Source organism: Lentzea sp. NBC_00516 (genome assembly GCF_036346835.1).
Classification (GTDB): domain Bacteria; phylum Actinomycetota; class Actinomycetes; order Mycobacteriales; family Pseudonocardiaceae; genus Lentzea; species Lentzea sokolovensis.
The window spans coordinates 2,666,644-2,693,597 of the sequence record NZ_CP107840.1 but is presented as its reverse complement, the minus strand read 5'-3'; the positions used below and the strand labels follow the sequence as shown (position 1 = coordinate 2,693,597).

Below are 26,954 nucleotides of genomic sequence, written 5' to 3'. Positions count from 1 at the left end.
CGTCGTGAACTCGCACCGAAACGAAAACCCCGTACTGATCACCTCTGCCGCCCCGTCCTACGAGGACCAGCTGGCGGCACGGCGTCGCCGGTACGCCCTGATGATGAGTCTGCGCATCCCGTGCATCCTGCTGGCCCTGCTGTTCGCGAAGATCTGGTGGCTCGCGCTCATCCTGATCCTGCTGTCCGTTCCGCTGCCCTGGATGGCGGTCCTGATCGCCAACGACCGGCCGCCGCGCAAGGCCGAGTCGCCCCAGCGGCTGCGTCCGTCGCGGCCCGCGCTCACGGCAGGCGACGACGAGGAGTCGCGGTGACCGGCCTGACCGTGGTGGTGGGGTACGGGGACGCGGCTCTGGACGTGTTGCGGCATCTTCCGTCGCGCTTCGATCGACCCGATGTCGTGGTGCTCGACCATGACGCGATCGCGCTGACCAGTGCGTTCGCCAACGGTGCCAGGGTCGCGCGGGGCGATGGACGGGACATCTGCGCGTTGCGGCACGCCGGAACGGAGTTCGCGGCACGGGTGGTCGTCGCGGTTCCCGACGACCTGGACGGGCTGCAGGTCACGATGGCCGCGCGCAGCCTCAACCGGACGGCGACCATCGTGGCGGCGGTCCGCGATCCCCGTAACCAGAGCCTGTTCACCAGGCTGGGCGCGGACGAGGTCTTCGTGCGGGCCAGGTCAGCCTGACAACCCGCGGTAGAGCGTGGCGAACGGATCGGCGACGGCGTCGATGCGGAACCGCTCGCGCACGGTCCTCTGCCCGGCCGCCGCGATCGGCGCGGTGGCTGCGCCGAGACGCACGACCTGCGCCAATCCCTCGCCGAGCGACCGCGCGGCCGACGTGTCGACGAGAAAACCGTTGTGCCCGTGCTCGACGTAACAACTCAGGCCGCCGCGAAGCGGACCGATCGCGAGCAACCCTGCCTCCATCGCTTCGAGCACCGCGATGCCGAACTCCTCCTTCGTGCTCGCGCAGGCGTAGACGTGCGGTGCGCCCGAGGACGGCTTGGCGGCCGCCAGTTCGTGCTGGAGCAGCCGCACGTCGTCGTTCGACCAGGCCGGCAGGACGGCGAGCCGTCCCCGTGCCGAGGGTTCGGAGCGGGCCAGGCCGAGCACCTCGTCGAGCACCTTCTGCTCGTCCGGTGTCCGGTCGGTGGAGGAGCCACCGATGATCACCAGCGCGGTCGAGTGGTGCAGACCCGCCTCCAGCCAGGCGCGCACCAGCAGCGGCTGCTGCTTCATCGGGTGCAGCCTGCCCACGTTGAGCAGGACGGGCAGGCCCTCGGCGGAGACGTCGAGGCGGGGCAGCGCGGAGGGCGCGAACAGCTCCCGCACCAGTGACCGGCCGGCGGGTTGGGGCGCCGGCGCGATGCCTTCTTCGAGTGCCTCCAGGGCCGCAGGGGTGAGCTGGGGGAAGTGCGTCAGCACCTCGTCCTGCCTGCCGCCGATGGTGATCACCTGGTCCGCGCGCTCGACGAGGTGGTCGGCGGTGCGCACGCGGTGCAGGTCGAACCGCATGGCCGTGAGGTCCTCGGTGTTCGCGGGATAGCGCTCGGCCAGGTGGCGGTGCGGGTCCGGGGTGACGGTGAAGACGAGCTTCGCGCCGAGCAGGCGAGCGGCGTCGGCCACGGCGAGCGAGCCGTCGTCGGAGTAGCGGACGTGCACGACGTCCGGCGACAGCCCGCACCTCGGCAGAAGTCTGGTGAGCCACCAGGTGATTCCCGCCCGATGACGCGCCATGTCCGGCTGTGCGAGCGCGATCGGCGAGTCGACCGGCACGCGCACCGTCCAGTGGTCGAGCTCGGAGTTCTTCTCCACGGTCACGGTCGTCGGTTCTGGTGCGAGCACCACGGTGACCACGCGGCCGATGTCCTGCCGCGCGACCAACGCTTCGGCCAGCGAGGAGAGGAAGACGGTGAGCCCGCCGCTCGCGCCCTCGCCCGGCCTGGCCGTTCCGCCGATGAGCATCGACTGCGCGATCGTGGGTCCCGCTACCGGGGAGGCGACCGGCAACGAGATGTCGTTGTGCAGAAGGTCGAGCATCAGTTTTTCATAGGGGGAGCGGGGATCGGCGTCGACCGGCTCGCCGAGCGCGTCGAGATGGCGCCACAGCGCCGGTCCCGTGGCGAACTCGCGCGCTTCGCCGGGATCCAGTGGAGTGAGGCGGTGCAACCAGGACGCGTCGAGCAGCCACGTGCGGACCGCCTCGTCCCTTGTGGAGAAGATCACACGGCGTAATTCGGCGGTTGTCGCCTCCTCGCCGTGCTCGCGCACGGTCGCGGGGATCCGTTCGCACAAAAGGGAAAAGGTGGTCGGACGCGGATCGCGTCTCAGGGCGTCGATCAGGAGGTGAGGGCTCTGCGCCACAGGGGCGTCCCCGGCCTGCCGGGATTCCAGTGCTCGCTGTACTTCTGGATGTGTCCGCACCTCTGGTGTTCGAACCGGAGGGTGCCTTCGGATCGAACAACTTTCCAGTCACACCACCAAGGAGGACCCCGGTGCCGCGTTTCGTCGTTGTCAGCCCGCCCTTTCGCTCGCACGCCCAGCCCATGTCCGTGTTCGCCACGGCGCTGAGCACAGCGGGTGCCCAGGCGGTGACGTTCGCCTGCGGTGCCGAGTTCACCGACCTCGCTCCCGGCATCCCTTTCGTGGCAATGAGAACCACGCGCGAATCGAACAGCGGCGTCGCGGAACGGACGGCGCAGGACGCGCGCTCGGCACGCGGTCTCACCGACTTCCTCGAAGCCACCAAAGGAGGTGCGGCGGCAGCACTGCTCGCGCAGACACGCCGACGCAGGACGGAACTGCTTGCCGCACCTGAAGAAGTGATGCGCGATATGAGCGCGCTGCACGATCGCCTGAGGCCTGACTGGTACGTCGTCGACCAGATCGACTACGCCACGACCTTGGCACTGCACGCGCTGGATCTGCCGTTCCTTTCTTATGTCACAGGGCATCCGACCTATCTGGTGTCACGCGACGACCAGTTCTTCGGACTGCCGCAGGCGTGGCCGTCCTCCGTGCGCCCGTCTCCGGAAGAACTCGCAGAACTGGCCGCGGAGGTGCGCCTCACCGATCAGGCTCTCACCGCCGAGTTCGCCCGGTTGCTGCGCGACCTCGCTCCGTCGCGGCCGGTGCCGCCCCGCGCGTTCGCGCTGACCTCCTCCCACGCCGCCGTGCTGAACTATCCGGAACTTCCTTGGCTGCCACCGTTGCCGGCGCACCAGCAGCAGATCTTTCTCGGCCACTGCACGACTCCGGAGCCGCTCGACGACATCTGGCTCGACCGCGTGCGCGGCAGGCGAGTGCTCCTCGTCGCGCTCGGCACGTTCCTGTCCGCGCGCCACGACGTGTTGCGCACCGTCGTTCGCGGGGCCTTGCGAATCCCCGGCCTGACCGTGGTGGTCGCCGCGGGAGGCCGTGTCGCCGAACTCGCTGACCTGGCGGCTGATCCGCGTGTGGTCGTGGAGTCCGTCGTGCCTCAGCGCGCGTTGCTGCCGCACGTCGCCGCGATGGTTCACCACGGTGGCAACAACTCCTTCACCGAATGCCTGCAGGCGGGGGCTCCCGCGCTGGTGCTGCCGTTCTCCAGCGACCAGTTCTGCATCGCCCACGACGCCGAGAAGGCGGGCGCGGGCGTGTGCCTCGATCCCAACGCGGCCACGTCCGAGGACGTGGCGGAGGCCTTGGAATCGGTGCTGGAGAAGCGGTTCGCGGCCCTGCGCGACGCGGTGCGCGCCGCGGGACCGGACGTGGGCGCCGCACGGCTGCTGGAGGTGTTGGAGGTTCACCCCGGCACGCGCCCCAGGACGTGACGCAGCGCCTGCTCCAGATCCGGATACCGGAACGCGTGCCCGGCCTTGGCCAGCGCGGCGGGCCGGACCAACTGGCTCGCCTCGGCCAGTTCCCGCGCACCCTGTTCGCCGAGCAGGAGCCGCGGCCCGAAGGAGGGGACCGGCAGCAGCGCGGGCCGGTGCAGCACCTTCGCGAGCGTGGCGGTGTAGGTGCTGTTGCGCACGGCCTCCGGGGCGACGGCGTTGACCGGCCCGCTGAGCGAGGTGTCGTAAAGCGCGCGGTGGTAGACGTCGACCAGGTCGTCCATGCCGATCCACGACTGCCACATCCGCCCGTCGCCGAGCCTGCCGCCCAGCCCGGCGGCGAACAGCGGGTGGAAGATGCGCAGCGTGCCGCCGTCGGGTGACTGAACGAGGCCGGTGCGCACGGTCACCACCCGAACCCCGGCCGCCGCGGCGGGAGCGGTGGCGGCCTCCCAGTCGGCGACGACGTCGGCCAGGAAACCCTCGCCGCGTTCGCTGTCTTCGGTGAGCTCCTCGTCACCGCGGTCGTTGCCGTAGAAGCCGATCGCGGACGCGCTGACGAACACCGCCACACCGGTGGCCGCGGCGAGGTCGGCGAGCGCGCGCGTCGGTCCGATCCTGGAGGAACGGACCGCCCGCCGATGCGCTTCGGTGAACCTGCCCGCGATCGAGGCGCCCGCGAGGTGCACCACGGCGTCCACACCGGCCAGGAGATCCGCGGCCGGGCGGTCGGGGTCCCAGCGCCGCTCGTCCTGGCCTGCGGGGGAGTGCCGCACCAGCTTGACCACCCGGTGGCCCGCGGTGCTCAGGAACGACCAGAGCGCGGTCCCGACGAAGCCACTGGCACCGGTGATCGCGACGGTCATCGGCCGGTCGCCCGCCTCCCGGGCGGCCGCCTGCGCGGCGAGGTCGGCGGCGAGTTGGCGGTGCCGGTAGGCGAACATCGACCGCAGCAGCGCACCGGGCACCGGTGTGTCCACCCGGTCGGTCATCCGGGTCCGCTCGCCCTCGGCCTGGAACTCGTGGGTGTGCCGCCACCGCAACGCCCACTTCAGCGGCGCGGAGTCGAGCTCGTCGACGAACCGGTGCGGCGGCCTGTACTCGGTGTGCCGCGCACCCCAGCGCAGTCCCAGCGGAAACCCCAGCACCGCGCGGCCACCGTCGAGCGAGCCGGCCTCGCGCACCACCCCCACCGGCTGCCAGGGCGGTGTGAGCCGGTGGATCGCTCCTGGCCGCTCGTGCCAGGTGAACACGTCGTCCAGTGGCGCGTCGACGACGCTGGAGTAGATCAGGGCCATGACTCAACGCTAAGTGCGCCGTTCCGCGTCCGCTTGATGGGCGGGCACACGGAATCCGTGATTTTTTCCTCGACCGTCGTGCGAGCTCATCGGTGCTGCTCGCGTGCCTTGTCCATGATCCAGGCGACGGCCTCGGCGGAGGACAGCGGCCGGCGCGACCCGTGCAGCAGCAGTGGAGCGTCCCGCCAGACCCGCGTCCACGCGTCGAGCGCGGCCCGGTCAGCCGTCCGACCGTCTTCCCGTCGCGGTCCGCCCAGGACCAGGCGGTAGAACGGCACCGCGAGAAGGTCGTAGACCTGCCCGAACGCGGTCCGGTCCCCGCCCGCGACAGCGGTCATCAGCTCGCCCAGCCCAGTTCGTCCGTGAGCGCACGCCCGGTTCGGCGCCGGTGTCGACGATGCGCCGGTTTGGCGCGATGGTGAGCTCACGATGTCCCGATTTCCCTGCCGCCGCGCCACAACTAGAACTTCTGCCACCAACGCTATTGCCGCGCGGGACCACCTGCATGACGGCCGGCGAGCCCGATGGAGTGGCACGGCTCACCCACACGGTCGCGCCCAGGCTCACGAGCCGGGATGAACGCCATCGCCGGGCAGGGCGTATCCCTCTGCAGAGGGTCGTGCACCGAGGGTGCCGGCGCCTCTGGACCACCGAAGTGAGGAGCACGGATGAATCCCAGCGCTCACATCGCCTTCCGCGTCGCCGCCGCGTTCGTGGCGCTCGGACTGGGCGGAGCGTTGATCGCCGCGATCGTCGGCCTGGTCCTGACGAACGTGGGGCCCGCGGCGAGCGCGAGCCTGTCCCTCTGCACCAAGGACGGTGTCGTTCCGGCAGGGGGAAAGGACTACCTCGCCCAGAACAACGTGTGGAACGCCGAAACGCCCCAGTGCATCACCGTGGGGGACCAGTCGTTGCGGATCGACAGCGCCGCGCACGACGTGTCGCCGGAAGGCGCCCCCGCCGCCACTCCGTCGTTGCTCAAGGGGTGTCACTGGCAGGACTGCACCGATGTCGGCGACCTGCCCGTCCAGGTGTCGGCGATGCCCCGCGTCACCAGCGACTGGATCACCAGCCAGGTCGACACCGGGGTCTTCAACGCCGCCTACGTGGTGTGGTTCCACAGCGGACCCGTCGCCGACGGCACGCCGGACGGCGCCGAGATGGTGATCTGGCTCCGCAGCCGCGGCGGTGTCCGGCCGGGAGGGGTCATGCTGGCTCGCGAGGTGCAGATCTCCGACGCCCGGTGGAACGTGTGGCTGGCACGTGACCAGGGCCGCGTGCGGATCACCTACGAGCGCGTCGGCGAGGCCACGGCCGTCAGGGACCTCGACATCAGCGCGTTCACCGGGGACTCCGTCGGACGAGGTCTGGTCTCACCGGACTGGTACCTGATCGCGGTCGAGGCCGGATTCAACCTGTGGCGCGGAGGCGCGGGCAACGCCATCGAGAACTTCTCCGTCTCCGTGGACGACCAGAAGCCCAGAAGGGCGCTGGGGACGTCCGCTCCCACGCCGTGCTTCGCCGCCCTGAGCGTGGAGGAGACCTGGACGGGAGGGTTCCGCGCGGTCGTGGAGGTGACCAACGTGGGCGACTCGCCGGTCCAGGGCTGGACCCTCGACTGGACGTTCCCCGACGGCCAGCACGTGGAGAAGGCGTCCGTGGGGCAGGTGACCCAGTCCGGCTCGTCGGTCCGCGTGGTCGGCGCCGCGCGCGAAGGCGTGCTCGAGCCGGGCAAGTCCACCAGCTTCGACGTCGTCGGCAGTGGTGTCTCGCCCGGCATCGTGTCGATCACCTGCACGCCTGCCTGAGGGGTTCTGCCGTTACCCGTAACGGCAGGGCCTGCCGTGTTGCTCGCTGTCGGAGTTTGATCGAACCTGGCCAGGGAAGCCGCTCCAGAGCGGCCGACCACGACAGGAAGAGGCTCATGAAGGCGACGTTGATCTACGGTGCCGGTGACGTGCGAGTGGAGACCGTGCCGGACCCGAAACTGCACGAACCGACCGACGCGATCGTGCGCGTGCTCCGGTCGTGCGTGTGCGGCAGTGACCTGTGGCCGTACCAGGCGAAACCAGCACAGGACCACGGCGACCGGATCGGCCACGAGTTCCTCGGCGTCGTCGAGGAGACCGGCTCCGACGTCACCGGCCTGAAGGCGGGCGACGTGGTGGTGGCGCCGTTCGTGTGGGCGGACAACACCTGCGACTTCTGCCAGGAAGGCCTTCAGACCTCCTGCCGGCACGGTGGCGGGTGGGGCGCGCCGGGTGTGGACGGCGGCCAGGGCGAGGCCGTGCGGGTGCCGCAGGCAGCGGGCACGCTGGTCAAGCTGCCGGTCGGCGAGGACTCCGCTCTGCTGCCCTCGCTGCTGACGTTGTCGGACGTGTTCCCCACCGGCCACCACTGCGCCGTCACCGCCGGCGTGAACGCCCGCACGACTGTCACGGTGATCGGCGACGGTGCTGTCGGACTGTCCGCGGTGCTGGCCGCCAAGCGGCTGGGCGCGGAGCGGATCATCCTCATGGGACGCCACGCCGACCGCACCGACCTCGGCCGCGACTTCGGCGCCACGGACGTCGTCTCCGAGCGTGGCGACGAAGGCGTCGAGCGAGTCCGGGAGCTCACCGGCGGCGACGGCACCCACGTCGTGCTGGAGTGCGTGGGTCTCAGGCCTGCGATCGAGACCGCGTTCGGCATCGTCCGCAACGGAGGCACCGTCAGCCGCGTCGGCGTGCCGCAGTACCCGGACGTGCCCGCCGACTTCGGCGTGTTCTTCCGCAACATCACCCTCACCGGCGGAGTCGCGCCCGCCCGCGCCTACATCGAGGAGCTGCTGCCCGACATCCTCGACGGCAGTGTCGACCCAGGCCGCGTCTTCGACCGCACCGTCGCGCTCGACGACGTCGCCTCCGGCTACCAGGCGATGGCCGACCGCACCGCGCTGAAGGTCCTCATCCAGCCATGACCGCCGTCCGTTGATCAGAACGAGCCCGGCAGGACGAGCGCAGCCCACGCCGCGACCGGCCCGAGGGCGACGATGACGCAGGTGTAGGAGATGACCTGCCGGTAGAAGCGGTTCCGGTCGACGCCGCGGGCGTTGGCGAGGACCAGCGCGCCGTTGGTGGAGAACGGTGAGACGTCCACGATCGTGGTGGAGATGGCCATCGCGGCGACGACGCCCGCGACCGGGAGCGATCCGGTGAGCAGCAACGGGATCGCCATCGGGATGGTCGCGGTGAGAATGGCCGTGGACGAGGCGAACGCCGAGGTGACGCCGACGATGACGCACAGCACGAGTGCCACGAGCAACGGGGCTCCGAGGCCGACCGCGCCGTGCGCGACCCAGTCGATGGTGCCGGAGTGCTCCAGCACTCCCACGTAGGTGACCATGCCGGCGACCAGGAGGATGGTGGGCCAGCTGATGCCGTCGACGGCCTTGCCGAGGTTCGCGCGGTCGAGCAGCGCGAGCACGACACCCGCGGCCAGGGCGAGGAACCCGATCTGCAGGTGGAAGGCGAGGGCGCCGACCACGAGCCCGACCAGTGCCACGAGCGTTGCCCGCTGGTGCCAGGTGACCGCGGTCGTCTTCGGCCTGACCTCGGTGGCGACACCACCACCGGCCGGGGCACTTCCTCCGGCAGGTGCGTCGCTGTCCGGGTGCTCGTCGAAGCTCTCCTCGCCGCGCCGGCGGAGCATCACGTAGGTGACGGCGGCGAGCAGCAGGTTGAAGCCGAGGCTCGCGAAGAACAACGTGGCGTGGGAGATCGTCAGGCCGGACTTGGCCACGATGCCGTACACGAGCGCGCCGGACACCGCCATCGGGGAGAACGCCCCGGCGTGGGCGCCGCAGATCACCATCATGCCGATCATCAGCGGGCTGATGCGGTAGGTGAAGGCGAAGCTCATCCCGATCGGCACCAGGAGCGCGACGGCCGCGGGGGTGAAGGTGCCCAGCGCGGTCAACGTGGCCGCGACGAGGAACAGCACCCACGGCACGAGGATCGCGCGGCCTCGCACGAGCCGGATTCCGCCCTGCACCAACAGATCGATGGTGCCGTTGAGCTTGGCGACGGAGAACAGGTAGGTGACGCCGACGACGGTGACGAACAGCGAGACGGGGAATCCCTCGAAGATCTCTTTGTCCTCCAGGCCGAACACGAACGTGCCGACCACGAACGACGAGACGAGCGCGAGGATCCCGATGTTGATGGGCAGCATCGTGGCGATGACGAACATGCCGCCCAGAACCAGGATCGCGATCAGCTGTGATGACATCATTGTCCTCTTCGGTCGTACGGCCCTGACGCTTCCGTCCGGGCGGGGACGGTGCGGTCAGGCGGCCGACGAGGCGGCCAGTGTCGTGGGCTGGGGCGCCGACGGCTCGTCGTCGGGGAGGGCGAGGGTCGCGTCTCCGATACGACGTGCGGTCCGGGTGACGCCGATCGCGAGCAGTCCGTCGCGAGTGCCCGCGCGGGTGGTCACGACTCCGGCCGGAGTGTCCAGGCGCAGCACCTCCCGCTCGCCGGTGGTGAAGTCGGACAGGACCGTACCCGGCGTGTGCGCGGCGGCGGTGAGTGCGACGCTTCCGGTGATGGCCAGCGCGGGATGCGTCCGTCCCATGGACAACATCCGCACGGTCACGTCCGAACGCCCTGGCCGGCCAGGGCTCACCAGGGCGATCTTGGGAATGGCCCTGGCGGCGTCCGCGGGGCCTGCGGCGAGGCCCATGCGGACCGCCGCGACGCGACGGATGCGGTCGAGCCGGGCCAGCAGGTCTTCCTGGGCGTCGAGTGCGGCAGGGGATGCCTCACCGTCCGCGCCGACGTCGGCGGCGGGGACGAGGACGACGGGAGCGCCGGCGTCGAGCAGCGTGGCGCGGACCCCGTCCACCACGTCGACGGCGTTGCCCGTGGGCAGCAACGCCCCGGTCGTCCGGCCGGCCGGATCGACGAACCACAGGTGCACCCCGAGCCCGGGCTGCGCCACCCCGGGAATGTGGTCTCCACCCTGTTCGGTCACCCGGCCCGAGGGCGTCGGCACGTCGACGACGATCAACTGGCCGGTGTTGGTGTTGTTGATCCGCACCGTGGTCACCTCGCCGGTGGGCGCCACCCAGCCGCGCCGCAGCGCGTAGGGCCCGACGACGGCAGAGCAGTTGCCGCAGTTGCTCGTCCAGTCCACCCGCCCGTCGGCGATGCCGATCTGGGCGAACGTGTACTCGACGTCGATGCCAGGCCGGTCGCTCCTGGTGAGCACGACGGCCTTGCTGGTGGTGGAGGTCGCCCCGCCGACACCGTCGACCTGGCGCGGGTCAGGGCTTCCGTACAGGCGCAGCAGCACCTCGTCGACGCTGCGGCCGGGCACCGTGAGGACGTCGCGCTCGAACACCCAGCACTTGCTGGTGCCGCCGCGCATCCACGTCGCCGGGATCTCTCGCACAGTCACTCCTTCGCGGCGGTCGCAACACCGCCGTAACAGCCGGGGAATGACGGCTACCGTGACTCGCGCCGAGAGTGAACACAATCACGAGAATCTGAACACCCGTGGAGCAATGCTTCAGGCTCAAGCGGCCCAATTGGCCGCCTATTCGGACGTCGGACAAGCAAAATCACTGCTGGAAGTCGGTCGGAAGCTTGAAGCTAGACTGCATGGAAGTCATCAAGCAGTGAACTCGCCGCATCAACTTCTTCGCACGAGGAGCGCTCATGCTGGACGTCCGACGCCTGGCGCTGCTCGCGGCCGTGGTGGACACCGGTTCGATGACCGCCGCCGCGGAACAGCTCGGCTACACCCCGTCCGCGGTGTCGCAGCAGCTGCGCCGGCTCGAGGTGGAGGCCGGTCAACCCCTGCTGCACCGGCAGGCCAGGGGTGTGCGCCCCACCGAGGCGGGAGCCGTGCTGGCCGGCCACGCCCGCCACGTCCTGCGCAGGCTCAGCGCCGCCGAGGCCGATCTCGCCGAACTCGCGGGACTGCGCCGCGGCACCATCGCGGTCGGGGTGTTCCCGACCGTCGCCAGCGCCCTGCTCCCGCTGGTCGTCAGCCGGTTCCGCCGTCAGTACCCCGACCTCCGCCTGGACGTGCGCAGCACCCGGTTCGACGAGCTCGTCGAACTGCTGGAGAACGGCACGGTCGGCATCGCGCTCCTGTGGGACTACGCGTGGAACCGGGTCGACGTGGACGACATCTCCCTGACGCCGCTGCTCGACGATCCGACCGTGCTCATCGTCGCCGCCGACCACCGCCTCGCCCGCAAGCGGTTCACCACCATGTCCGAACTCGCCGGCGAGGACTGGATCGTCCGCGCCCACGACCACCCGGTGGCCGAGGTGCTCGAACGCAGCTGCCGCGCGGCCGGCTTCACCCCGAAGATCGCGTTCGAGGCCAACGACTACCAGGAGGCGCAGGCCATGGTCAGCGTCGGACTCGGCGTCGCGCTCGCGCCGAGGACGGCGGTGCGCAACCCGCACCCGGACGTCCGCGTCCTCGCCCTCGGCAGCGACGTGCCGGCCAGGCGCGTTTTGCTGGCGCACCGCCAGGACCGGCTTCGCGCACCCGCCGAACTCGCCATGCACCAACTGCTGGTCGACGTCGCCCGCGAGTACCAGACCAAGCCCTGACCTTCACGGAGCTATCCGCGTCGAGCCGACGACCGCCGGTCGCGCGACGCGCGCAGATAGCCCATGACCAGGGACTCCAGATCGGGTTCCGTGGCGGACCAGCCTTCCGGGGCCGGTTTCGGGTCGCGCAGCAGCAGGATGGACTGGCGCTGGGTGCGGGTCGCGCTCACCAGCGTTCCGTCCACACTGGCCTCGTCCGCGGCCGGTCCGGCCAGGAACCTGTGCTCTGCCAGGACTTCCTCGATGTCGCCGTCGACCTGCACCCGGCCGTCGTCGATCAGCAGGAGGTGGTCGCACACCTCGCGCAGGTCCGTGAGCAGATGGGAGGACATCACCACCGTGGTGCCGCGTTCGGCCACCTCGGTCATGATGATCCGCAGTGTCTCGTCGCGTGCCAGCGGATCCAGGTCGGACAGAGGTTCGTCCAGGAGCAGCAGCCGCGGGAGCCGTCCCAGCGCCATCGCGATGGCCACCTGGGTCCGGGTGCCCGCGGACAGGGTGCGCACCTTCGCCTCCTGGTCGACGCCACCCAGCAGCCCCAGAACCTCGTCGACCCGCTCGGCGGACCAGCGATCGTTCATGGCCGCGCAGACCCGGATCAGTTCGCGCACCGTGAGATCGCGGTAGAGCGGCCTGTTCTGCGCCAGGAACGAGACGTCCGGGTGGATGCGGCCCCGCAACGGGGTGCCGAACGCCCTCAGCTCACCGGTGGTCGGGCGGACGAGGCCCGCGGCGATGCGCAACAGGGTGCTCTTGCCGGCGCCATTGGGTCCGACCAGGGCGACGACCTTGCCCTCGGGGATGGTGAAACTGCAGTCGCGGACGGCCCAGTTGTCGCGGTATCGCTTGCCCAGGGCCGTGGCGGTCAACGGGGTCATGATCGTTCCTCAGCGGGGTAGTGCTCGTCGCGGACCGCGAAGTACAGGGCGTCGACGTCCTCGACCCCGAGGCCGTCTTCCCGTGCGTGGCCCATCCAGCCGGTCAGTTCCTGCCGCAACGGGGCGTCGTCACCGGAGGTGGCCTCGGAGGACAGTGACTTCGTCACGAACGTGCCGAGGCCGCGGCGGCCCTGCACCAGCCCGTCGCGTTCCAGTTCGCGGTACGCCTTGAGCACGGTGTTGGGGTTGACGGCGGTCGCCTCCACCACCTCGCGCGCTGAGGGCAGCCGGTCGCCGGGGGTCAGCAGTCCCAGTCGCATGGCGTGTTTGACCTGATGGACGATCTGCATGTAGGTGGAGACCCCGGAGCGCCGGTCGATCCGGAACTCGATCACATCGGTCAGCATAGGTGCTCCCGCAGCTCAGGGTCTCCACCACACTCAGCTCTGGCGCCGCAGCGCCCAGGTGGTGCCCACCAGCAGCAGGACCGCGAGCCCGCCGAAGATCGCCACGTCGACCAGGTGCACCTGCCACGCCTGGCTCTCCGGGATGAAGACCGCGTACCGCTTGGCGAGACCGGACTGCGGCAGGCACGCCAGGAATCCCTCCTGCGTGTTCGGCGTCCCGCCCGGCGTCGACTTGCAGGCCTGGGTCAGGGTCGAGACCTTGTCCTCGGGTACCGGTCGTCCAGCTGTGTCGAGATAGCCGTTCTCGATCACCAGGTTGCTGTTCGTGTCCACCTCCAGGGTCGCGCCGGACGCGACCTCCAGTCGCTGCGGGGGAACCAGGCGGTCCACCAGACCGGACAGGGCGAGGCGCACGACGATGAACGCGCCGAGCGTCGCGGTCATCGCTGCCAGGGTGCGGCGGGTCAGCACCCCGAGGAAGGTCCCGAGCACGAACGCGAACAGCGTGTAGCCCACGGGCGAGACGTGCGCGATGCCGAAGTTCAACGCGTTGAACGGACCGTTCATCAGCGGCCCCAGCGTGCCGGCCGCGGCCAGCCATCCGGAGACCAGGTACTGCAGCGTGATCAGCACGATCAACGCGGGCAGCAGCGCGACCACCAGCTTGCTGAACATCCACCGGGTGCGACTCGCCGACTGGGTGAAGGCCAGTACATGAGTACCCTGCTCCAGTTCCTTGGCGAACAGGGGCGCTCCGATGAAGACACCGATCAGGGCCGGCAGGCCGGTGATCACGAACCGCCCCATGTCGAACCGGTCTCCCCACGCCTCCCGGAAGGCCTTCTCAGCCCCGTCCGGCGCGGAACACTCCTGGAGGGACTGCGTCACGCACGCGGTGAGCTGCGACGAGGTGATGTCGTCGACCATGTTCGACCACAGCAGGACGATGGCACCCGCGCCGATGACGAGCATGCCCAGCAGGGTGATCAGTTGCAGGCGCTGCTGCCGCCACGAAGCCCAGATCATGCCGCTTCCTCCTGCGCCGCCGCCGCGCGCATGTGGTCGAGTGCCAGTTGACCGAGCGGAGTGCCGCCCGCGCCGAGCCGGCTGACGTCGCCTGCCAGCAGGATCCGTCCTTTGTGGAGCAGGACGAGGTGGTCGCACACGCCTTCGAGTTCGGCCAGCACGTGCGACGACAACACCACTGTGATGCCTTGGGTTCTCGCTTCGGTGATCAGTGCGCGCAGCACGTTCTCGCGGGCCAGCGGGTCCAGGTCGGCCAGCGGTTCGTCGAGCAGCAGCAGTCTCGGCCGCTTGCCCAGCGCCAGGGCCAGGGCCACACGGGTGCGCTGCCCGCCGGACAGGGTGCCGACCTTCGCGGTCATCGGCACCGCCGCCTGCTCGATCAGGTACTCCGCGTAGTCCTGGTCCCAGGTCGGGTTGGTCCGCGCCCCGTACGTCAGCGTCTCCGCCACGGTGAACTGGTGGTAGAGCGGCTTCTGCTGGGCCAGGTAGGACACCGCCGAGTGCAGGCCCTTGCCCGTCGGGCGGTCACCGAACACGGTGATCGAACCTGTCGTCGGGCGCAGCAGGCCGGTGATGAGTCCCATCAGCGTGCTCTTGCCCGCGCCGTTCGGGCCGACGAGGGCCACGACCCGGTTCTGGGGGATCACCAGCGATGTCTCCCGCAGCGCCCAGCCCCTGCGGTACCGCTTGCCCACACCCTGGGTGAAGACCGGAAGTACCTGTTCCGGCTGATCTCGCATGTTCACGGCCGTCTCCTTTCCGTCATCGGCTGACGCCAAGGTAACACCTTTCACTAGTGAAGTAGTGAACCGTGAGATCTGCCTCGCCGAGGCAACCTTCGCCGGAGATGGCCGGTCCGGAGGACGCTGTTCCGTTCAGCCGGAGACGACGCCGGTGCGCCACGCCCAGGCCGCTATCTCGACGCGGTTGCGGACGGCGAGCTTGCGTTGCGCGTTCGCCAGGTGCGTCTTCACGGTGGCGACGGAGACGTACAGCTTGGCGCCGATCTCGTCGTTCGTGTGGCCGTTCGCGACGAGCTTCACGACGTCCAGTTCGCGGTCGGTCAGCGGTTCCGGCAGTGGTCTGTCCACAGTGGAGTCACCGGGCTGCCGCGCCGGCGCCAGCTTCGACAGCAGCCGCACCGTCACGGCGGGGGAGATGAGGCTGGTGCCGGTGGAGGCGGCGCGGACCGCCTCGATCAGCAGCGCCGGCGACATGTCCTTGAGCAGGAACCCGCACGCGCCGTTCCGCAGTGCGCGGTACACGTACTCGTCGAGGTCGAACGTGGTCGCGATGAGCACGTTGAGGGGTGTGTCCACACCGGGGCCTGCGAGCAGCCGCGTCGCCTCCAGGCCGTCGAGTGCGGGCATCCGGATGTCGAGCAGGCAGACGTCGGGGCGCAGCCGGCGGGCCTGCTCGACCGCGCTCTCGCCGTCCGCGACGCTCGCCACGACCTCCATGTCGGGCTGTGTGCCGAGGATCATCCCGAACGCCGAGCGGATCATCTCCTGGTCGTCGGCGATCAGCACACGGATTGTCATGCGGTGGAGGATGGCAGAAGTGCTGTCACTGCCCAACCACGACCCGTCGGGCCCGCGGTGAGGCTGCCTCCGGCCGACTCCACCCGTTCGGACAGGCCTACCAGGCCGAAGCCGCCCCTGGGCAGGCCGTTGTCGCCTGCCTGGCCGTCGTTGCTGACGCTGATCTCCACCTCCTGGCCCCTGGCGCGGGCGCTGATCATCACCTGGCTGACGCGCGTGGCGTGCCTCAGCACGTTGGTGAGCGCCTCCTGCACCACGTGCCGGGCAGCGTCCACAGTGGAGGCAGGCAGGTCGAGTGAGGCGATCGCCGGGTCGATGTTCGTGCTGACCGGCGCACCGGTGAAGCTGGACGCGAGGTCGTTCATCATCAGGGTGATCGCCTGATGGGGGTGCAGCGGGGCGTTGTCGTCGCGCAGGACGTCGACCATGGTCCGCATCGACGTCAACGCCTGCGAGCCCGCCCGTTCGATGCCGTCGAGCATCTTGTCCAGCACCGCGGGGTCCGGCAGTTGCCCGCTGCCCGTGGCGAAGCGGACCGCCTGGGTCTGCACGACGATCGCGGTCACGTGATGGGCCACGAAGTCGTGCAGGTCGCGGGCGTACTCCAGCCGTTGCGCCTGCCGGGACAGCTGGAACGAGTCGGTGCGGGTGCGGTCGTACAGGCGCATGAACAGGCCGAGCAGCAGGACGAACGCGAGCACCACGGCGATGAAGAAGGCCATAGCGGGGGTGAGGACGGTGTCCAGGTCCGCCAGGCGCAACGGCAGCGTGGTCGCGGCGAGACTCAGCAGCCCGCACAGCCCCGCCGCGCGCCAGGCCGGGAACACCAGCAGGGTCCGGACGCAGAGGCAGGCGAGCCCGATGAGCTCGAAGAACCCGAACGTGTTGTCGAGGTGACCGGGCAGCACGGTCGCGCACACGATGGTGAAGGCGATCGACAACGTTCCGATGCCCGCCACGGCGCGTGCCGAGAGGTCGCGCGTGAACAACGCCGCCGAGGGCAGGATCCCGCAGACCGTCACGCCCAGGGCGCCGTACACGCTCGGTGAGCTGAACGCCTCGACGACCAGCACGGCGCCTCCGGCCGCGACGATCAGCCAGAAGACGCCGCGCTGCCACCAGGTGAGCCGCGTCAGGATGCCTGTCATACCGGCGACGGTAGGTCAGAGCCGTGGCGAGCGTCCTCAACCTTTTGGTGGAGTCGCCCCGAGATCACTCAGCAGTGCGATGGATCCGCGCGGCGTCGTCCGTCAGCAGGCTGGGGTCCGTTCCCCGAAGTCGACGAGAACGGTGCCAGATGGATCAGCGAACGGTGGCGGTGGCCGACCGGCTGGGCAAGGTGTACGGGTCCGGGCAGGCCGCGGTGACGGCGCTGGCCGAGGTCTCGGCGGAGTTCCGGCGCGGCGAGTTCACCGCGGTGATGGGGCCTTCCGGCTCGGGCAAGTCCACCCTGATGCACTGCCTGGCCGGTCTCGACACGCCGACCTCGGGCAAGGCGTGGGTCGGTGGCGCCGACCTCGGCTCGCTGAAGGAGGCCGAGCTGACGCGGCTGCGGCGGGACAGGATCGGGTTCGTCTTCCAGTCGTTCAACCTGCTGCCGACGCTGACGGCCTGGGAGAACATCGTCCTGCCGTTGACGCTGGCCGGGACGAAGCCGGACCAGGACTGGACGCGGCGGGTGGTCGACGCGGTCGGGCTGGGTGACCGGCTCGGGCACCGTCCCTCCGAGCTGTCCGGTGGTCAGCAGCAGCGCGTGGCGTGCGCGCGGGCGCTCGTGTCGCGGCCGGAGATCGTGGTGGCCGACGAACCGACCGGCAACCTCGACTCCCGCAGCGGCGCGCAGATCCTGGGGCTGCTGCGCCGGTGCGCGAAGGAGTGGGGGCAGACGGTGCTGATGGTCACGCACGACCCGATCGCCGCAGGTTACGCGGACCGCGTGCTGTTCCTCGCCGACGGCCGGATCGTCGACGAGATGGCCGGTCCCACGCCGGATCTGGTGCTGGACCGGATGCGCCGCTTCGACGGCCAGGCGGTGCGCTGATGATCCGCGTGGCATGGCGGTCCATTTCGGACAACCGCGTGCGCTTCCTCCTGCCGGCGATCGCGATCGTGTTCGGCGTCGCGTTCGTCACCGGGTCGCTGGTCTACGGCGACACCGTGCGCGCGGCCGTGGAAGGCGCGCCCAAGGACTTCGACGTCCAGGTCGAGCAACGGGACAACAAGGCCATGTCCGCCGCGACGGTCGAACGGCTGCGCGGCGTGGCCGGGGCCGGTGGCCTGCGTCCGGTCGCGGAAGGCCCGGCGTTCCTGGTCGGCAAGGACGGGAAGCTCGTCGGCACACCGGGATCCGATGGCGGGGTCAACTTCGACCCGCAGCGCCACAAGCTGACCAACGGCGTGGCTCCGTCCGGACCGGACGAGGTCGCGCTCGACAAGTGGGCCGCCCAACGCACCGGCTACCAGGTCGGCGACAAGATGCGTGTCGTCGTGGTGGGCACGGCGCGCGATGTCCGGCTGACGGGTGTGTTCGACTACGAGAACACCAGGATCGTGCAGGGCGGCACGCTCGTCGCGTTCGCCGACGCCACGGCGCGCGAGCAGTTCGCCCCTGGTTCCGGCGGCTACACCTCGGTTCTGCTCACCGCGGCGCCCGGCACCGGTCCGGGAGCGCTGGCCACGGCGGTGGAGACGGCGCTGCCCGAACTCCGCGCGTCCACGGCTGACGAGCTGACCAGGCTCGAGGCGAGCGACAACGACAAGCTGACCATGATCCTGCTGATCTTCGCGGGCGTGGCGCTGTTCTCGTCGGCGTTCCTGGTGGCCAACACCTTCACGATGCTCGCCGCCGCCAGGGCGCGCGAACACGCGCTGCTGCGGGCGATCGGCGCCGGGCGGCGGTACGTGTTGCGCATGGTCCTCACCGAGGCGACGCTGCTGGGCGTCGCCGCGACCGTGGTCGGCTACCTGCTGGGTGTGGGCGGCGCGGCGGTGCTGAAGTCGGAGTTCGCCGTCTTCGAGGGCGCGCCGGTGCCGTTGCGGCCGTTGACCCCGGCCACCGTGCTCGCGGCGTTCGGCGTCGGACTCGGCGTGACCCTGCTGGCCGCCTACCTCCCGGCGCGCCGGGCCGCCGCGATCCCGCCGATCGCGGCACTGCGCACCGGCCTGCCCCCGACGGGCAAGTCGTTGCGCCGCAGGAACATCACGGGCTTCGTGGTCACCGCCGCCGGCACCCTGATGGTCGTGCTCGGGCGAGGTGAGCAGACCATGATCTACCTCGGCGCGCCGACCATGCTGATAGGCCTGATCATCCTCACGCCGTTGCTCGCCACGGGGCTGACCTCCGTGCTGCGCGGTCCGTTGACCCGGTTCGCCGGCCTCACCGGCACCCTCGCCGTGGAGAACACGCGCCGCAATCCGCGTCGCACGGGTGCGACGGCGAGCGCGCTCATGATCGGACTGTCGGTCTGCGCCGCCGTCACCGTGCCGATCGCGTCGATCTCGGCGAAGAGCGAGGAGACCGCGAAGTCGTGGAACCACGCGGACATCCGCGTGGAGGCGCTCCCGTTCGCGGACATCAGCCCGAGCACGGCCGACGAGATCGCGAAGGTGTCCGGTGTCGAGCACGTCACGCCGCTGCGGCAGGCGTTGCTGCCGCTGGAAAAGGGCACTCTGCAGGTGACCGGGGTGAACGCCGGGTCGATCAGCGCGCTCGTGCCGCTGACGATTCGCTCGGGCTCGCTGGACCAGCTCGGCACGGGCATCGCGGTCCAAAGCGGAGTCGCGGCGGCACACGGCTGGACGGTGGGTTCGAAGGTGGGCAAGGAGAAGCCGCTCACGGTCGTGGCCACCTTCGACGCACCCGAGGAGTTCGGCGCCGATGCCCTCGTCGACACGGCGAACATCCCCGCGGAGGAGCTCTGGAACCGCGAGGTGCTGATCAAGGCCGTCGGATCGGCGGAGAAGGTGCGCGACGACATCCGCGGCGCGCTGGACAACCCGGTCCTCGTGGTGCAGACGCGTGACGAGTACATCGAGTCGCAGGCCGCGCAGTTCGACCTGTACCTCAACCTCCTCTACGCGATGCTGAGCGTCTCGGTGCTGATCGGCGCGATGTCCGTGGTCAACACCATGACGATGTCCACGATGGAACGCATCCGCGAGATCGGGCTGCTGCGCGTGGTCGGGCTCGGCCGGTCCCAGGTGGGCGCCGTGCTGCGGATCGAGTCGGTGATCATCGCGGTGATCGGTGCGCTGGCCGGCGTCGTGTCGGGCTGCGTGATCGGGGCGATGACGGTGAGCGGGCAGGCGAACACCACCCCCGTTCTCCCGTGGGACCGGCTGGCCGTGTTCATGGCGATCACCGTGGCGATCGGTGTCGCCGCGGCCTTCGTCCCGGCCCGCCGCGCCGTGCGGATCCCGATCCTGACGGCGATCAAGACGGACACCGAGTGACTGCCAACCTGAGGAGAGAACCGTTGCGTCCCATGCTGTCCGTGGTCGTGCTGATGGGCTCCGTGCTCTGCACCGGTGGCGTCGCTTCCGCCGCGGAGCAGCCTGACTGGAAACCGTGCTCGGCGGTGGCCGCCGGGTGGAATCCGGATGACCGGCGCACCGAATGCGCGATGGTCCGGGTACCGCTCGACCACGCGAACCCCGGCGGCCGGCAGATCGAGATCGCGGTCAGCAGGCTCAAGGCCACCGGCGACAGGACCGGCGCGATCCTGGTGAACCCCGGCGGCCCCGGCCAGCAGGGCGTGACGATGCCGCATCATCTTGCCGCGAGCAAGGCCGCCGGGCTCACCGTCCATCACGACCTCGTCGGCTTCGACCCGCGCGGCATCGGCTACAGCACAGCCGTTCCGTGCGAACCCGACGACGCGCAGCCGGACCCGTCGCTGTCCCCGAAGGAACGTGCCCGGTTCGTCGCCGAACGCGACGCCAGGCGCAACCGCGAGTGCTTCGACCGCGACCCGGACCTCGCCCGCTCCATGACGACCCAGAACGTCGCCCGCGACATGGACGTCATCCGCGAGGCACTCGGCGAGACGAAGATCGGCTACTACGGAATCTCCTGGGGCACAGGGCTCGGCGCGATGTACCGCACCCTGTTCGACGACCGCGTGGACCGGATGCTGCTCGACTCCGTCGTGCCACCGGAGCTCGACATGAAGACGATGGACGACGCTCAGGCCAACGCGGGGGAGAACACGTTCCACGAGTTCGCCGCCTGGATCGCCCGCTACGACGCCGTCTACCACCTCGGCGCGACCCAGACCGTTGTCGCACAGGCACTGCTGGACCTGCGGGCCGAGCTGACCGCCCGCCCGCGCACCATGCCCGACGGCAGCGTCGTCGACGGCGACACCGTGAACATGATGTACGCCAACCCCCGCAAGGAATGGGCGGGCCTCGCCGCACAGCTCAAGGCCATCAAGGACAACGGACCGGCAGCGGCACCGAAACGACAGGGCGGCCTCGGCTGGGACGCGGACGTCCACCGCTACGACCCGTTCCCGCAGACCGCGTTGCTGTGCAACGACTCACCCAGCGCGCGCGACTTCGAAACCGTGTGGCGCCACCACGAGTCGCGCGCCGAACGCTTCCCGGTTGCAGGCCGGTTCGGGATCTACGAACAGCGCTGCGTCGGCTGGCCGACGGAGGGAAGGCCGTGGGACCTCAAGGCAGGCAAGAGCCCTGTGCAGCTCGTCGCGCACCTGTACGAGCCGGTGACGCCGATCGGCTGGGCCCTGGAGATGCGCGGTCGCATCGGCGGCGACGTGATGACGATCCAGGACGACGCCCACGGCTCGCTGCAGGACCTGCCCTGCGCCGAGGCCGCGGTGACGTTCTTCGACACCGGCCGCACGTCGACAGGCAGCTGCGCGGGGGCACCGGTTCCGGGGCCCAAGTTGTAGCTCGCCCCAGTGCGGGACGTGTGGGCATCGACCTGCTCGCACGATTCGCGGCTGTGCAAAGGTTCCCCATGGACATGGACGTTTTCGTGCCGGAGCTCATCAAGCGGAACTGGGCTTGGGCGGACGCCAACTCACCGTGCGGTGCGTTGCCCCAGTGGATCGAGCGCGCGGGTGATCTGGTGGTGGACGGGCCGGTCGTCTGGTCCACGCCGGACGACACGCCCTTCGGCGAGGACAGCTACGACGTGCCGCCCGGGACCTACCCGGTGTTCATCGGGATCGACGGCTACGGCGATGACCCCGAACGGACGCGGTACGACGTGCGCGTGGTCTTCATCGCGCTGGCCGGACCGGAGAAGCTCGCCGAGGCCACCTGGCGGCACGACCAGGCGGGTCTCATGACCATCGAGAACTACACCTGCCTGGCCAGTGGGAAGGCCATCGCGTTCATCACGGGGGAGACTTTCGCTCGCCTCAAGGAGGCGGTGCTGTCGACCGGGAGCGTGCACCGGAAGGGTCCGTGGCCCAGCGAGGTCGTCGACCCGGAGACCGGGTTGAACGTGATGCTGTTCCCGTCCTACGACAGCGCCAGCGGCATTTCGTGCATCGAACTCGTGGACGAGGCCGAAGAACTCGTCGGCCTGCTGCACTTCAGTTACGGGATTTGACGCTGGTCAGGTGTCGCACTGCTGTGCGGCGTCCTGCAGTGCGCGAAGCGCCGCCCGGCACGCGGGGCGGTTCGTGGTGCTGTTGCGCCACAAGGCGAACACCCGCCGTCGAGGTGCCGGTAGCAGCGGCACGAACCGGACACCTTCCGGTGTGGCACCGCGGCCCAGCCGGGGGATGATCGCGGCGCCGAGCCCTGCTGTCACCAACGCCAGCTGGGTCGAGTGTTCGGAGGCGGTGTGCCTGACTTGGCGCTGGATTCCGTTGCGGCGCAGGGTGTTCTCGAGCCAGCCGTGGCAGATCTCGTCGCTGGGCCAGCCCACCCAGTCCTCGCCGCTCAGTTCGTCCAGGGTGACGGTGGCCCGGTCGGCCAACGGATGGTGGGCGGGCAGGGCCACGTCGAGAACGTCCTCCAGCAGTGGGGCTGATGAGATTCCGTCGGGCACCGTGAGTGGCTCTTCCGGCCAGTCCTGCACCACCGCGATGTCGACGTCGGCGTGGCGCAGTTTTGCGATCGACTCGTCGGGTTCCAGCTCCGCGAGCCGCGCGGACAGGTTCGGGTGCCGCTGCCGCAACGTGTGCAGCACCGTCGGCAGCAGGCCGCGGGCGGCCGTGGCGAACGCGGCCACCGTGAGTGTTCCGGCCACAGCGCCGCGGTGGCCGGCGAGGTCGGTCTCGACCAGTTCGACCTGTCGCAGCAGTCTGCCCGCGTGGTCGGCCAGCAGGTCGCCGGCGTCGGTGAGCCGGACGCCTCGGCCTTGCTTCTCCAGCAGGGGCTGGCCGATCTCGCGCTCCAGCCTGGACAGTTGCTGCGACACCGCCGAGGTGGTCACGTGCAGTGCCTCCGCGGCGCCGCGGACCGAGCCCGTCGTGGACACCGCGTGGAGGATCCGCAGCCGTTCCAGGTTCAACACATTAGCGATGCTACGCGGTCATCAGAAGAATGTTTCGATTGTCTTAGCGACGGTGGGGCGGCAGTGTCGGTGCCGCCTGAACCGACCTTCGTGAGGAGACTTCGTGCAACATCAGCTTCTGGTCCTCGGCGGCGACCTTCCGGTCCACCGTCTGGGTTTCGGCGCCATGCGGATGCCCGAGAACGACCCGGCCGCCGCACACGCCCTGGCACGCCGCGCGGTCGAGCTCGGCGTCACCTTCATCGACACGGCCGACTCCTACGACCTGGGCCGCAACGAGGAGCTGCTGGCCGAGGCCCTGCACCCTTATCCCGACGGCGTCGTGGTGGCGACCAAGGCCGGTCAGTGCCACCCCGGCGACGAGTGGATCCCGCTCGGTCGCCCGGAATACCTGCGCCAGCAGGCCGAACTGAGCCTGCGGCGGCTGCGGGTCGAGCGCATCGACCTGTTCCAGCTCCACCGGATCGACCCCGCGGTCCCGCTGGCCGACCAGATCGGCGCGTTGCGGCAGTTGCAGGACGAGGGAAAGGTGCGGCACGTCGGGCTGTCCGAGGTCTCCGTCGAGCAGATCGTCGAAGCCGGGCGGATCACGCCGATCGTGAGCGTGCAGAACCGGTACAACCTCGACGACCGGCGCTCGGAGAACGTGCTGGAGCACTGCGAGCGGCACGACATCGCGTTTCTGCCCTGGCTGCCGATCGCGCCGAGCGTGCGGCCGGACTCGCCGGTGGTCGAGGTGGCGCGCCGGCTCGGCGTCACCCCGGCACAGGTCGCACTGGCGTGGTTGCTGCGCCGGTCGAAGGTCATGCTTCCCATCCCCGGCACGTCCTCCCTGCGCCACCTCGAGGAGAACGCCGGTGCGGTGAACGTCGAGCTGCCCGACGAGGACTTCGATCGGCTCGGGCAGGCGCGGAGTGACGTGGTTCCGGCGTAACGGGTAGCTGCGGACGGTCCCACGGACTATGGTCTCTGCCATACTCCCGAATCAGGGACGGCGCGATGAGCGAGCAGGGCAGGCGGGGCACCAAGCAGCGCATGCTGGACAGCGCGGTGCTGTTGCTGCGGGAACGCGGCGCGGCCGGCGTGACGGTGGACGCTGTGCTGGCGCACAGCGGTGCGCCGCGGGGCTCCGTCTACCACCACTTTCCCGGTGGCCGCAACGAGATGGTCCTGGGCGCGGTCCGTCAGGCCGGGGACTACATCGCCGCCATGGTCAGCGAGTCGGCGGCCGGCGGCGACGTCCGGCAGATGGTGGACCGGCTCGTCGCCTTCTGGAAGCGGGCCCTGGTCAAGACCGACTACCGGGCGGGCTGTCCCGTCGCCGCGATGGCCATGGACGGCCGTGGTCTCGTCCCCGATGCCGGTGACGTGGTGCGGGAGATCTTCACCAGTTGGCAGACCAGCCTCACGAAGACGTTGGCCGCCAACGGTTTCACGGAGCAGCGCGCGCAGCGGCTGGCGACGTTGGTCGTGTCCGCGATCGAGGGAGCGATCATCCTCTGCCGCGCTCACCGTGACCTGGGCCCGCTCGACGACGTGCTCGCCGAGATCGCACCCCTGCTCGAGCCACGAGACTAGGAGCCTGGCCCATGTGGAAACCCAGCGCCTGCATCCTCTGCGAGTGCAACTGCGGGATCGAGATCCTCGTCGGTGACGACGGCAAGTCGTTCGACAAGATCCGCGGCGACAAGCTCCACCCCGCGTCGGCTGGCTACACCTGCAACAAGGCGCTGCGCCTCGGCCTGCACCAGAACGGCGACACGGGCCGGATCACGCACCCGCTGCGCCGCCGGCCGGACGGCACCTTCGAGGAGATCGACTGGGACACCGCGGTCAGCGAGATCGCGGCGCGCCTGGGCGAGGTCCGCGACACCTTCGGCGGGGAGACGATCTTCTACTACGGTGGCGGCGGGCAGGGCAACCACCTCGGCGGCGCGTACTCGCCCGCCACGATGGCCGCGTTCGGCGGCCGCTACCGCTCGTCCGCGCTCGCGCAGGAGAAGACCGGCGAGTTCTGGGTCAGCGCCCGCATGCTCGGCAACATGACCCGCGCGGACTTCGAGCACTGCGAGGTCGCGCTGTTCGTCGGCAAGAACCCCTATCAGTCGCACGGCTTCCCGCGTGCTCGTTCGGTGCTCAAGGACATCGCCAAGGACCCGGCCCGGTCGATGATCGTGATCGACCCCGTGCGGACCGAGACGGCGGAACTGGCCGACTTCCACCTCCAGGTCAGGCCCGGCACCGATCTCTACCTGCTGACGGCGCTGGCCGCCGTGCTCGTGCAGGAGGACCTGATCGCCGCCGACTGGCTCGCCGAGCACGCGGACGGCCTCGACGCCGTCACCGCCGTCCTGCGGCAGGTGCCCGTCGGCGACTACTGCGCCGTCGCCGACGTCGAGGAGACGCTGGTGCGGGCGGTCGCGGCCCGGATCGCCGCCGCGGACTCCGTGGCCGTGTTCGAGGACCTCGGTGTCCAGATGAACCGCGACTCCACGCTCGTGAGCTACGTCGAGAAGCTGGTCTGGCTGCTCACCGGCAACTTCGGCAAGCAGGGCGCCCAGTACGTGCCCTCCAGCCTGGTGCCGATCGGCCGTGATCGCGGGCACGCCGGCGACGAGGGCCCGCGCAGCCCCGTCGCGGGCGCACGGATCATCAGCGGCCTCGTGCCGTGCAACGTCATCGCGGAGGAGATCCTCACCGACCACCCGGCCCGCTACCGGGCGATGCTGGTCGAGAGCGCGAACCCCGCGCACTCCCTCGCCGACTCCGCCCGGATGCGGGAGGCGCTCGCCGCGCTGGAACTCGTGGTCGTCATCGACGTCGCGATGACCGAGACCGCGCGCCTGGCCGACTACGTGTTGCCGGCGCCGACGCAGTTCGAGAAGTTCGAGGCCACGTTCTTCAACTTCGACTTCCCCCGCAACATCTTCCACCTGCGGCACCCCGTCGTGCCCGCTCCGCAGGGCGTGCTGCCCGAGCCGGAGATCCACGCCCGTCTGGTCGAGGCGTCCGGCGCGCTCACCGAAGACGACTACGCGCCGCTGCGCGCGGCCGCGCACGCTGGACGCGCCGAGTTCGCGCAGGCGTTCCTCGGCGTCCTCGCGGATCCGGCGAAGCGGCGGCTCGCGTCCGTCCTGCTCTACCGCACGCTCGGCCCGACGCTGCCGCACGACGCGTCGGCGGCCGCGGTGCTGTGGATGGCCGCGCACGAGTGCGCCCGCAAGAACCCGGCCGGAGTCGAGAAAGCGGGCCACGGGTCCGGGCTCGAGGCGGGGGAGCGGCTCTTCGAGGCGATCGTCAACGGCTCGCACGGCGTGCACATCACCGACGACGAACACGACGCCTCGTGGCGACGCCTGCGCGGTCGGCGAATCACCCTCGCCGTGCCGGAACTGCTCGCCGCGGTGGCCGCGCTGGGCGAAAGGCCCGTCCCACGGCAGGATCCGGAGTGGCCGTTCGTGCTGTCCGCGGGAGAACGGCGCGCCTTCACCGCCAACACGATCATGCGCGACCCCAGCTGGCGACGGCGCGACGCGGACGGCCGCCTGCGCATGAGCGTCACCGACGCGACGCGGCTCGGTGTCACGACAGGCGACCGGGTCAGGCTCACGACCCGGCGTGGCAGCGCGGAGGTGTCCGTGGACGCCACGGACACCATGCGCTCTGGGCACATCTCGCTTCCCAACGGCCTCGGGCTCACGGTGAAGGAACGCACGGGCGTCGCTCCCAACGAACTCACCGCCGCGGAAGACCGCGACGAGTGGGCCGGCACACCGTGGCACAAGCACGTGCCCGCCCGAATCGAACCGCTCGGGCCGTAGCAGCACATTCACACAAGTGATTTCCCTAGTTCTCCGGCTGGCTCTGTTTATTAGAA

The 26,954-nt window shown here is 70.1% G+C and carries 24 protein-coding genes and 1 pseudogene; 13 read left to right on the top strand and 12 right to left on the bottom strand.

The window, feature by feature from the left end:
* The first annotated feature begins 4 nt into the window (after positions 1–4).
* A complete protein-coding gene (locus tag OG205_RS12050; RefSeq protein ID WP_330276299.1) occupies positions 5–313 on the top strand; it encodes a DUF3099 domain-containing protein in 309 nt (102 codons plus the stop codon).
* On the top strand, positions 310–690 hold the full coding sequence (locus OG205_RS12045) for an NAD(P)-binding protein (RefSeq protein ID WP_330276298.1): 381 nt from the start codon (positions 310–312) through the stop codon (positions 688–690). The genes OG205_RS12050 and OG205_RS12045 overlap by 4 nt, the downstream gene beginning before the upstream one ends.
* Here the strand turns inward: OG205_RS12045 and OG205_RS12040 are convergent.
* Positions 682–2,232 (bottom strand): glycosyltransferase family 4 protein, encoded by a 1,551-nt coding sequence (locus OG205_RS12040; protein ID WP_330276297.1) that lies wholly within the window; start codon positions 2,230–2,232, stop codon positions 682–684. The two genes, OG205_RS12045 and OG205_RS12040, sit on opposite strands and share 9 nt — an antisense overlap.
* 269 nt (positions 2,233–2,501) lie before the next feature.
* Between OG205_RS12040 and OG205_RS12035 the strand changes: the two genes are divergently transcribed.
* Positions 2,502–3,818: a glycosyltransferase gene (locus tag OG205_RS12035; RefSeq protein ID WP_330276296.1), complete on the top strand. Its 1,317-nt coding sequence runs from the start codon at positions 2,502–2,504 to the stop codon at positions 3,816–3,818.
* Here the strand turns inward: OG205_RS12035 and OG205_RS12030 are convergent.
* Together OG205_RS12030 and OG205_RS12025 are read right to left on the bottom strand one after the other, a co-directional pair.
* The gene (locus tag OG205_RS12030; RefSeq protein ID WP_330276295.1) at positions 3,791–5,119 is read right to left on the bottom strand and encodes a TIGR01777 family oxidoreductase; all 1,329 of its coding nucleotides are present in this window, start codon (positions 5,117–5,119) and stop codon (positions 3,791–3,793) included. The genes OG205_RS12035 and OG205_RS12030 overlap by 28 nt on opposite strands.
* Positions 5,120–5,205: 86 nt before the next feature.
* Positions 5,206–5,457, bottom strand: a complete 252-nt coding sequence (locus tag OG205_RS12025) for a hypothetical protein (protein ID WP_330276294.1) — start codon at positions 5,455–5,457, stop codon at positions 5,206–5,208.
* 330 nt (positions 5,458–5,787) lie between these two features.
* Between OG205_RS12025 and OG205_RS12020 the strand changes: the two genes are divergently transcribed.
* Together OG205_RS12020 and OG205_RS12015 are read left to right on the top strand one after the other, a co-directional pair.
* Entirely contained in the window at positions 5,788–6,927 is a 1,140-nt protein-coding gene (locus OG205_RS12020; protein ID WP_330276293.1) for a GH12 family glycosyl hydrolase domain-containing protein, read from the top strand.
* Positions 6,928–7,043: 116 nt separating this feature from the next.
* Positions 7,044–8,078, top strand: coding sequence for a zinc-dependent alcohol dehydrogenase family protein (locus tag OG205_RS12015; RefSeq protein WP_330276292.1), 1,035 nt, complete (start codon positions 7,044–7,046; stop codon positions 8,076–8,078).
* A gap of 14 nt (positions 8,079–8,092) precedes the next feature.
* Here OG205_RS12015 and OG205_RS12010 read toward each other — a convergent pair whose 3' ends face one another.
* Both OG205_RS12010 and OG205_RS12005 read right to left on the bottom strand, forming a co-directional pair.
* Positions 8,093–9,388, bottom strand: a complete 1,296-nt coding sequence (locus tag OG205_RS12010) for an SLC13 family permease (protein ID WP_330276291.1) — start codon at positions 9,386–9,388, stop codon at positions 8,093–8,095.
* 57 nt (positions 9,389–9,445) lie between these two features.
* Positions 9,446–10,552 (bottom strand): PrpF domain-containing protein, encoded by a 1,107-nt coding sequence (locus OG205_RS12005; protein WP_330276290.1) that lies wholly within the window; start codon positions 10,550–10,552, stop codon positions 9,446–9,448.
* A 266-nt stretch (positions 10,553–10,818) separates the two neighbouring features.
* Here OG205_RS12005 and OG205_RS12000 point away from each other — a divergent pair, with 266 nt between their 5' ends.
* A complete protein-coding gene (locus tag OG205_RS12000) occupies positions 10,819–11,730 on the top strand; it encodes a LysR family transcriptional regulator (protein ID WP_330276289.1) in 912 nt (303 codons plus the stop codon).
* Positions 11,731–11,741: 11 nt separating this feature from the next.
* Here the strand turns inward: OG205_RS12000 and OG205_RS11995 are convergent, their stop codons facing one another.
* The 6 genes and pseudogenes from OG205_RS11995 to OG205_RS11970 form a co-directional block, all read right to left on the bottom strand.
* Positions 11,742–12,608 (bottom strand): ABC transporter ATP-binding protein, encoded by an 867-nt coding sequence (locus tag OG205_RS11995; RefSeq protein WP_330276288.1) that lies wholly within the window; start codon positions 12,606–12,608, stop codon positions 11,742–11,744.
* Complete coding sequence (locus OG205_RS11990; protein ID WP_330278149.1) at positions 12,605–13,003, bottom strand: GntR family transcriptional regulator; 399 nt, start codon at positions 13,001–13,003, stop codon at positions 12,605–12,607. Before OG205_RS11990 ends, OG205_RS11995 begins: the two co-directional genes overlap by 4 nt.
* Positions 13,004–13,048: 45 nt before the next feature.
* Positions 13,049–14,041 (bottom strand): ABC transporter permease subunit, encoded by a 993-nt coding sequence (locus OG205_RS11985; RefSeq protein ID WP_330276287.1) that lies wholly within the window; start codon positions 14,039–14,041, stop codon positions 13,049–13,051.
* A 227-nt stretch (positions 14,042–14,268) separates the two neighbouring features.
* Positions 14,269–14,781, bottom strand: a pseudogene (locus OG205_RS11980) (ATP-binding cassette domain-containing protein); the annotation flags it as partial.
* Positions 14,782–14,916: 135 nt separating this feature from the next.
* Positions 14,917–15,582: a response regulator transcription factor gene (locus OG205_RS11975; RefSeq protein ID WP_330276286.1), complete on the bottom strand. Its 666-nt coding sequence runs from the start codon at positions 15,580–15,582 to the stop codon at positions 14,917–14,919.
* Positions 15,579–16,730, bottom strand: coding sequence for a sensor histidine kinase (locus OG205_RS11970; RefSeq protein ID WP_330276285.1), 1,152 nt, complete (start codon positions 16,728–16,730; stop codon positions 15,579–15,581). Before OG205_RS11970 ends, OG205_RS11975 begins: the two co-directional genes overlap by 4 nt.
* A gap of 149 nt (positions 16,731–16,879) precedes the next feature.
* Here OG205_RS11970 and OG205_RS11965 point away from each other — a divergent pair, with 149 nt between their 5' ends.
* The 4 genes from OG205_RS11965 (at position 16,880) to OG205_RS11950 (ending at position 22,165) form a co-directional block, all read left to right on the top strand.
* Positions 16,880–17,623: an ABC transporter ATP-binding protein gene (locus tag OG205_RS11965; protein WP_330276284.1), complete on the top strand. Its 744-nt coding sequence runs from the start codon at positions 16,880–16,882 to the stop codon at positions 17,621–17,623.
* A complete protein-coding gene (locus OG205_RS11960; protein WP_330276283.1) occupies positions 17,623–20,034 on the top strand; it encodes an ABC transporter permease in 2,412 nt (803 codons plus the stop codon). The genes OG205_RS11965 and OG205_RS11960 overlap by 1 nt, the downstream gene beginning before the upstream one ends.
* A 32-nt stretch (positions 20,035–20,066) precedes the next feature.
* Positions 20,067–21,497 carry an alpha/beta fold hydrolase gene (locus OG205_RS11955; protein ID WP_330278147.1) on the top strand — a complete coding sequence of 477 codons (1,431 nt, stop codon included), beginning with the start codon at positions 20,067–20,069 and terminating at the stop codon, positions 21,495–21,497.
* Between the two features lie 68 nt (positions 21,498–21,565).
* Positions 21,566–22,165, top strand: coding sequence for a hypothetical protein (locus OG205_RS11950; RefSeq protein WP_330276282.1), 600 nt, complete (start codon positions 21,566–21,568; stop codon positions 22,163–22,165).
* Positions 22,166–22,171: 6 nt separating this feature from the next.
* Here the strand turns inward: OG205_RS11950 and OG205_RS11945 are convergent, their stop codons facing one another.
* Positions 22,172–23,077 carry a LysR family transcriptional regulator gene (locus tag OG205_RS11945; RefSeq protein WP_330276281.1) on the bottom strand — a complete coding sequence of 302 codons (906 nt, stop codon included), beginning with the start codon at positions 23,075–23,077 and terminating at the stop codon, positions 22,172–22,174.
* A 103-nt stretch (positions 23,078–23,180) separates the two neighbouring features.
* On the opposite strand from OG205_RS11945, the gene OG205_RS11940 reads away from it, so the two are divergent.
* The 3 genes from OG205_RS11940 (at position 23,181) to OG205_RS11930 (ending at position 26,898) form a co-directional block, all read left to right on the top strand.
* Positions 23,181–24,011 (top strand): aldo/keto reductase, encoded by an 831-nt coding sequence (locus OG205_RS11940; RefSeq protein WP_330276280.1) that lies wholly within the window; start codon positions 23,181–23,183, stop codon positions 24,009–24,011.
* A 65-nt stretch (positions 24,012–24,076) separates the two neighbouring features.
* Positions 24,077–24,655: a TetR/AcrR family transcriptional regulator gene (locus OG205_RS11935; RefSeq protein ID WP_330276279.1), complete on the top strand. Its 579-nt coding sequence runs from the start codon at positions 24,077–24,079 to the stop codon at positions 24,653–24,655.
* Between the two features lie 11 nt (positions 24,656–24,666).
* Entirely contained in the window at positions 24,667–26,898 is a 2,232-nt protein-coding gene (locus OG205_RS11930; RefSeq protein ID WP_330276278.1) for a molybdopterin-dependent oxidoreductase, read from the top strand.
* Positions 26,899–26,954: the final 56 nt, after the last annotated feature.

What these genes read in the sequence shown, in the direction of transcription:
- OG205_RS11975 (WP_330276286.1), bottom strand. Translation starts at nt 15,582, where the DNA reads ATGACAATCCGTGTGCTGATCGCCGACGACCAGGAGATGATCCGCTCG.
- OG205_RS11955 (WP_330278147.1), top strand. Translation starts at nt 20,067, where the DNA reads ATGCTGTCCGTGGTCGTGCTGATGGGCTCCGTGCTCTGCACCGGTGGC.
- OG205_RS11995 (WP_330276288.1), bottom strand. Translation starts at nt 12,608, where the DNA reads ATGACCCCGTTGACCGCCACGGCCCTGGGCAAGCGATACCGCGACAAC.
- OG205_RS12000 (WP_330276289.1), top strand. Translation starts at nt 10,819, where the DNA reads ATGCTGGACGTCCGACGCCTGGCGCTGCTCGCGGCCGTGGTGGACACC.
- OG205_RS11965 (WP_330276284.1), top strand. Translation starts at nt 16,880, where the DNA reads ATGGATCAGCGAACGGTGGCGGTGGCCGACCGGCTGGGCAAGGTGTAC.
- OG205_RS11970 (WP_330276285.1), bottom strand. Translation starts at nt 16,730, where the DNA reads ATGACAGGCATCCTGACGCGGCTCACCTGGTGGCAGCGCGGCGTCTTC.
- OG205_RS11960 (WP_330276283.1), top strand. Translation starts at nt 17,623, where the DNA reads ATGATCCGCGTGGCATGGCGGTCCATTTCGGACAACCGCGTGCGCTTC.
- OG205_RS12025 (WP_330276294.1), bottom strand. Translation starts at nt 5,457, where the DNA reads ATGACCGCTGTCGCGGGCGGGGACCGGACCGCGTTCGGGCAGGTCTAC.
- OG205_RS11930 (WP_330276278.1), top strand. Translation starts at nt 24,667, where the DNA reads ATGTGGAAACCCAGCGCCTGCATCCTCTGCGAGTGCAACTGCGGGATC.
- OG205_RS11935 (WP_330276279.1), top strand. Translation starts at nt 24,077, where the DNA reads ATGAGCGAGCAGGGCAGGCGGGGCACCAAGCAGCGCATGCTGGACAGC.
- OG205_RS12010 (WP_330276291.1), bottom strand. Translation starts at nt 9,388, where the DNA reads ATGTCATCACAGCTGATCGCGATCCTGGTTCTGGGCGGCATGTTCGTC.
- OG205_RS11950 (WP_330276282.1), top strand. Translation starts at nt 21,566, where the DNA reads ATGGACATGGACGTTTTCGTGCCGGAGCTCATCAAGCGGAACTGGGCT.
- OG205_RS12030 (WP_330276295.1), bottom strand. Translation starts at nt 5,119, where the DNA reads ATGGCCCTGATCTACTCCAGCGTCGTCGACGCGCCACTGGACGACGTG.
- OG205_RS12020 (WP_330276293.1), top strand. Translation starts at nt 5,788, where the DNA reads ATGAATCCCAGCGCTCACATCGCCTTCCGCGTCGCCGCCGCGTTCGTG.
- OG205_RS12015 (WP_330276292.1), top strand. Translation starts at nt 7,044, where the DNA reads ATGAAGGCGACGTTGATCTACGGTGCCGGTGACGTGCGAGTGGAGACC.
- OG205_RS11985 (WP_330276287.1), bottom strand. Translation starts at nt 14,041, where the DNA reads ATGATCTGGGCTTCGTGGCGGCAGCAGCGCCTGCAACTGATCACCCTG.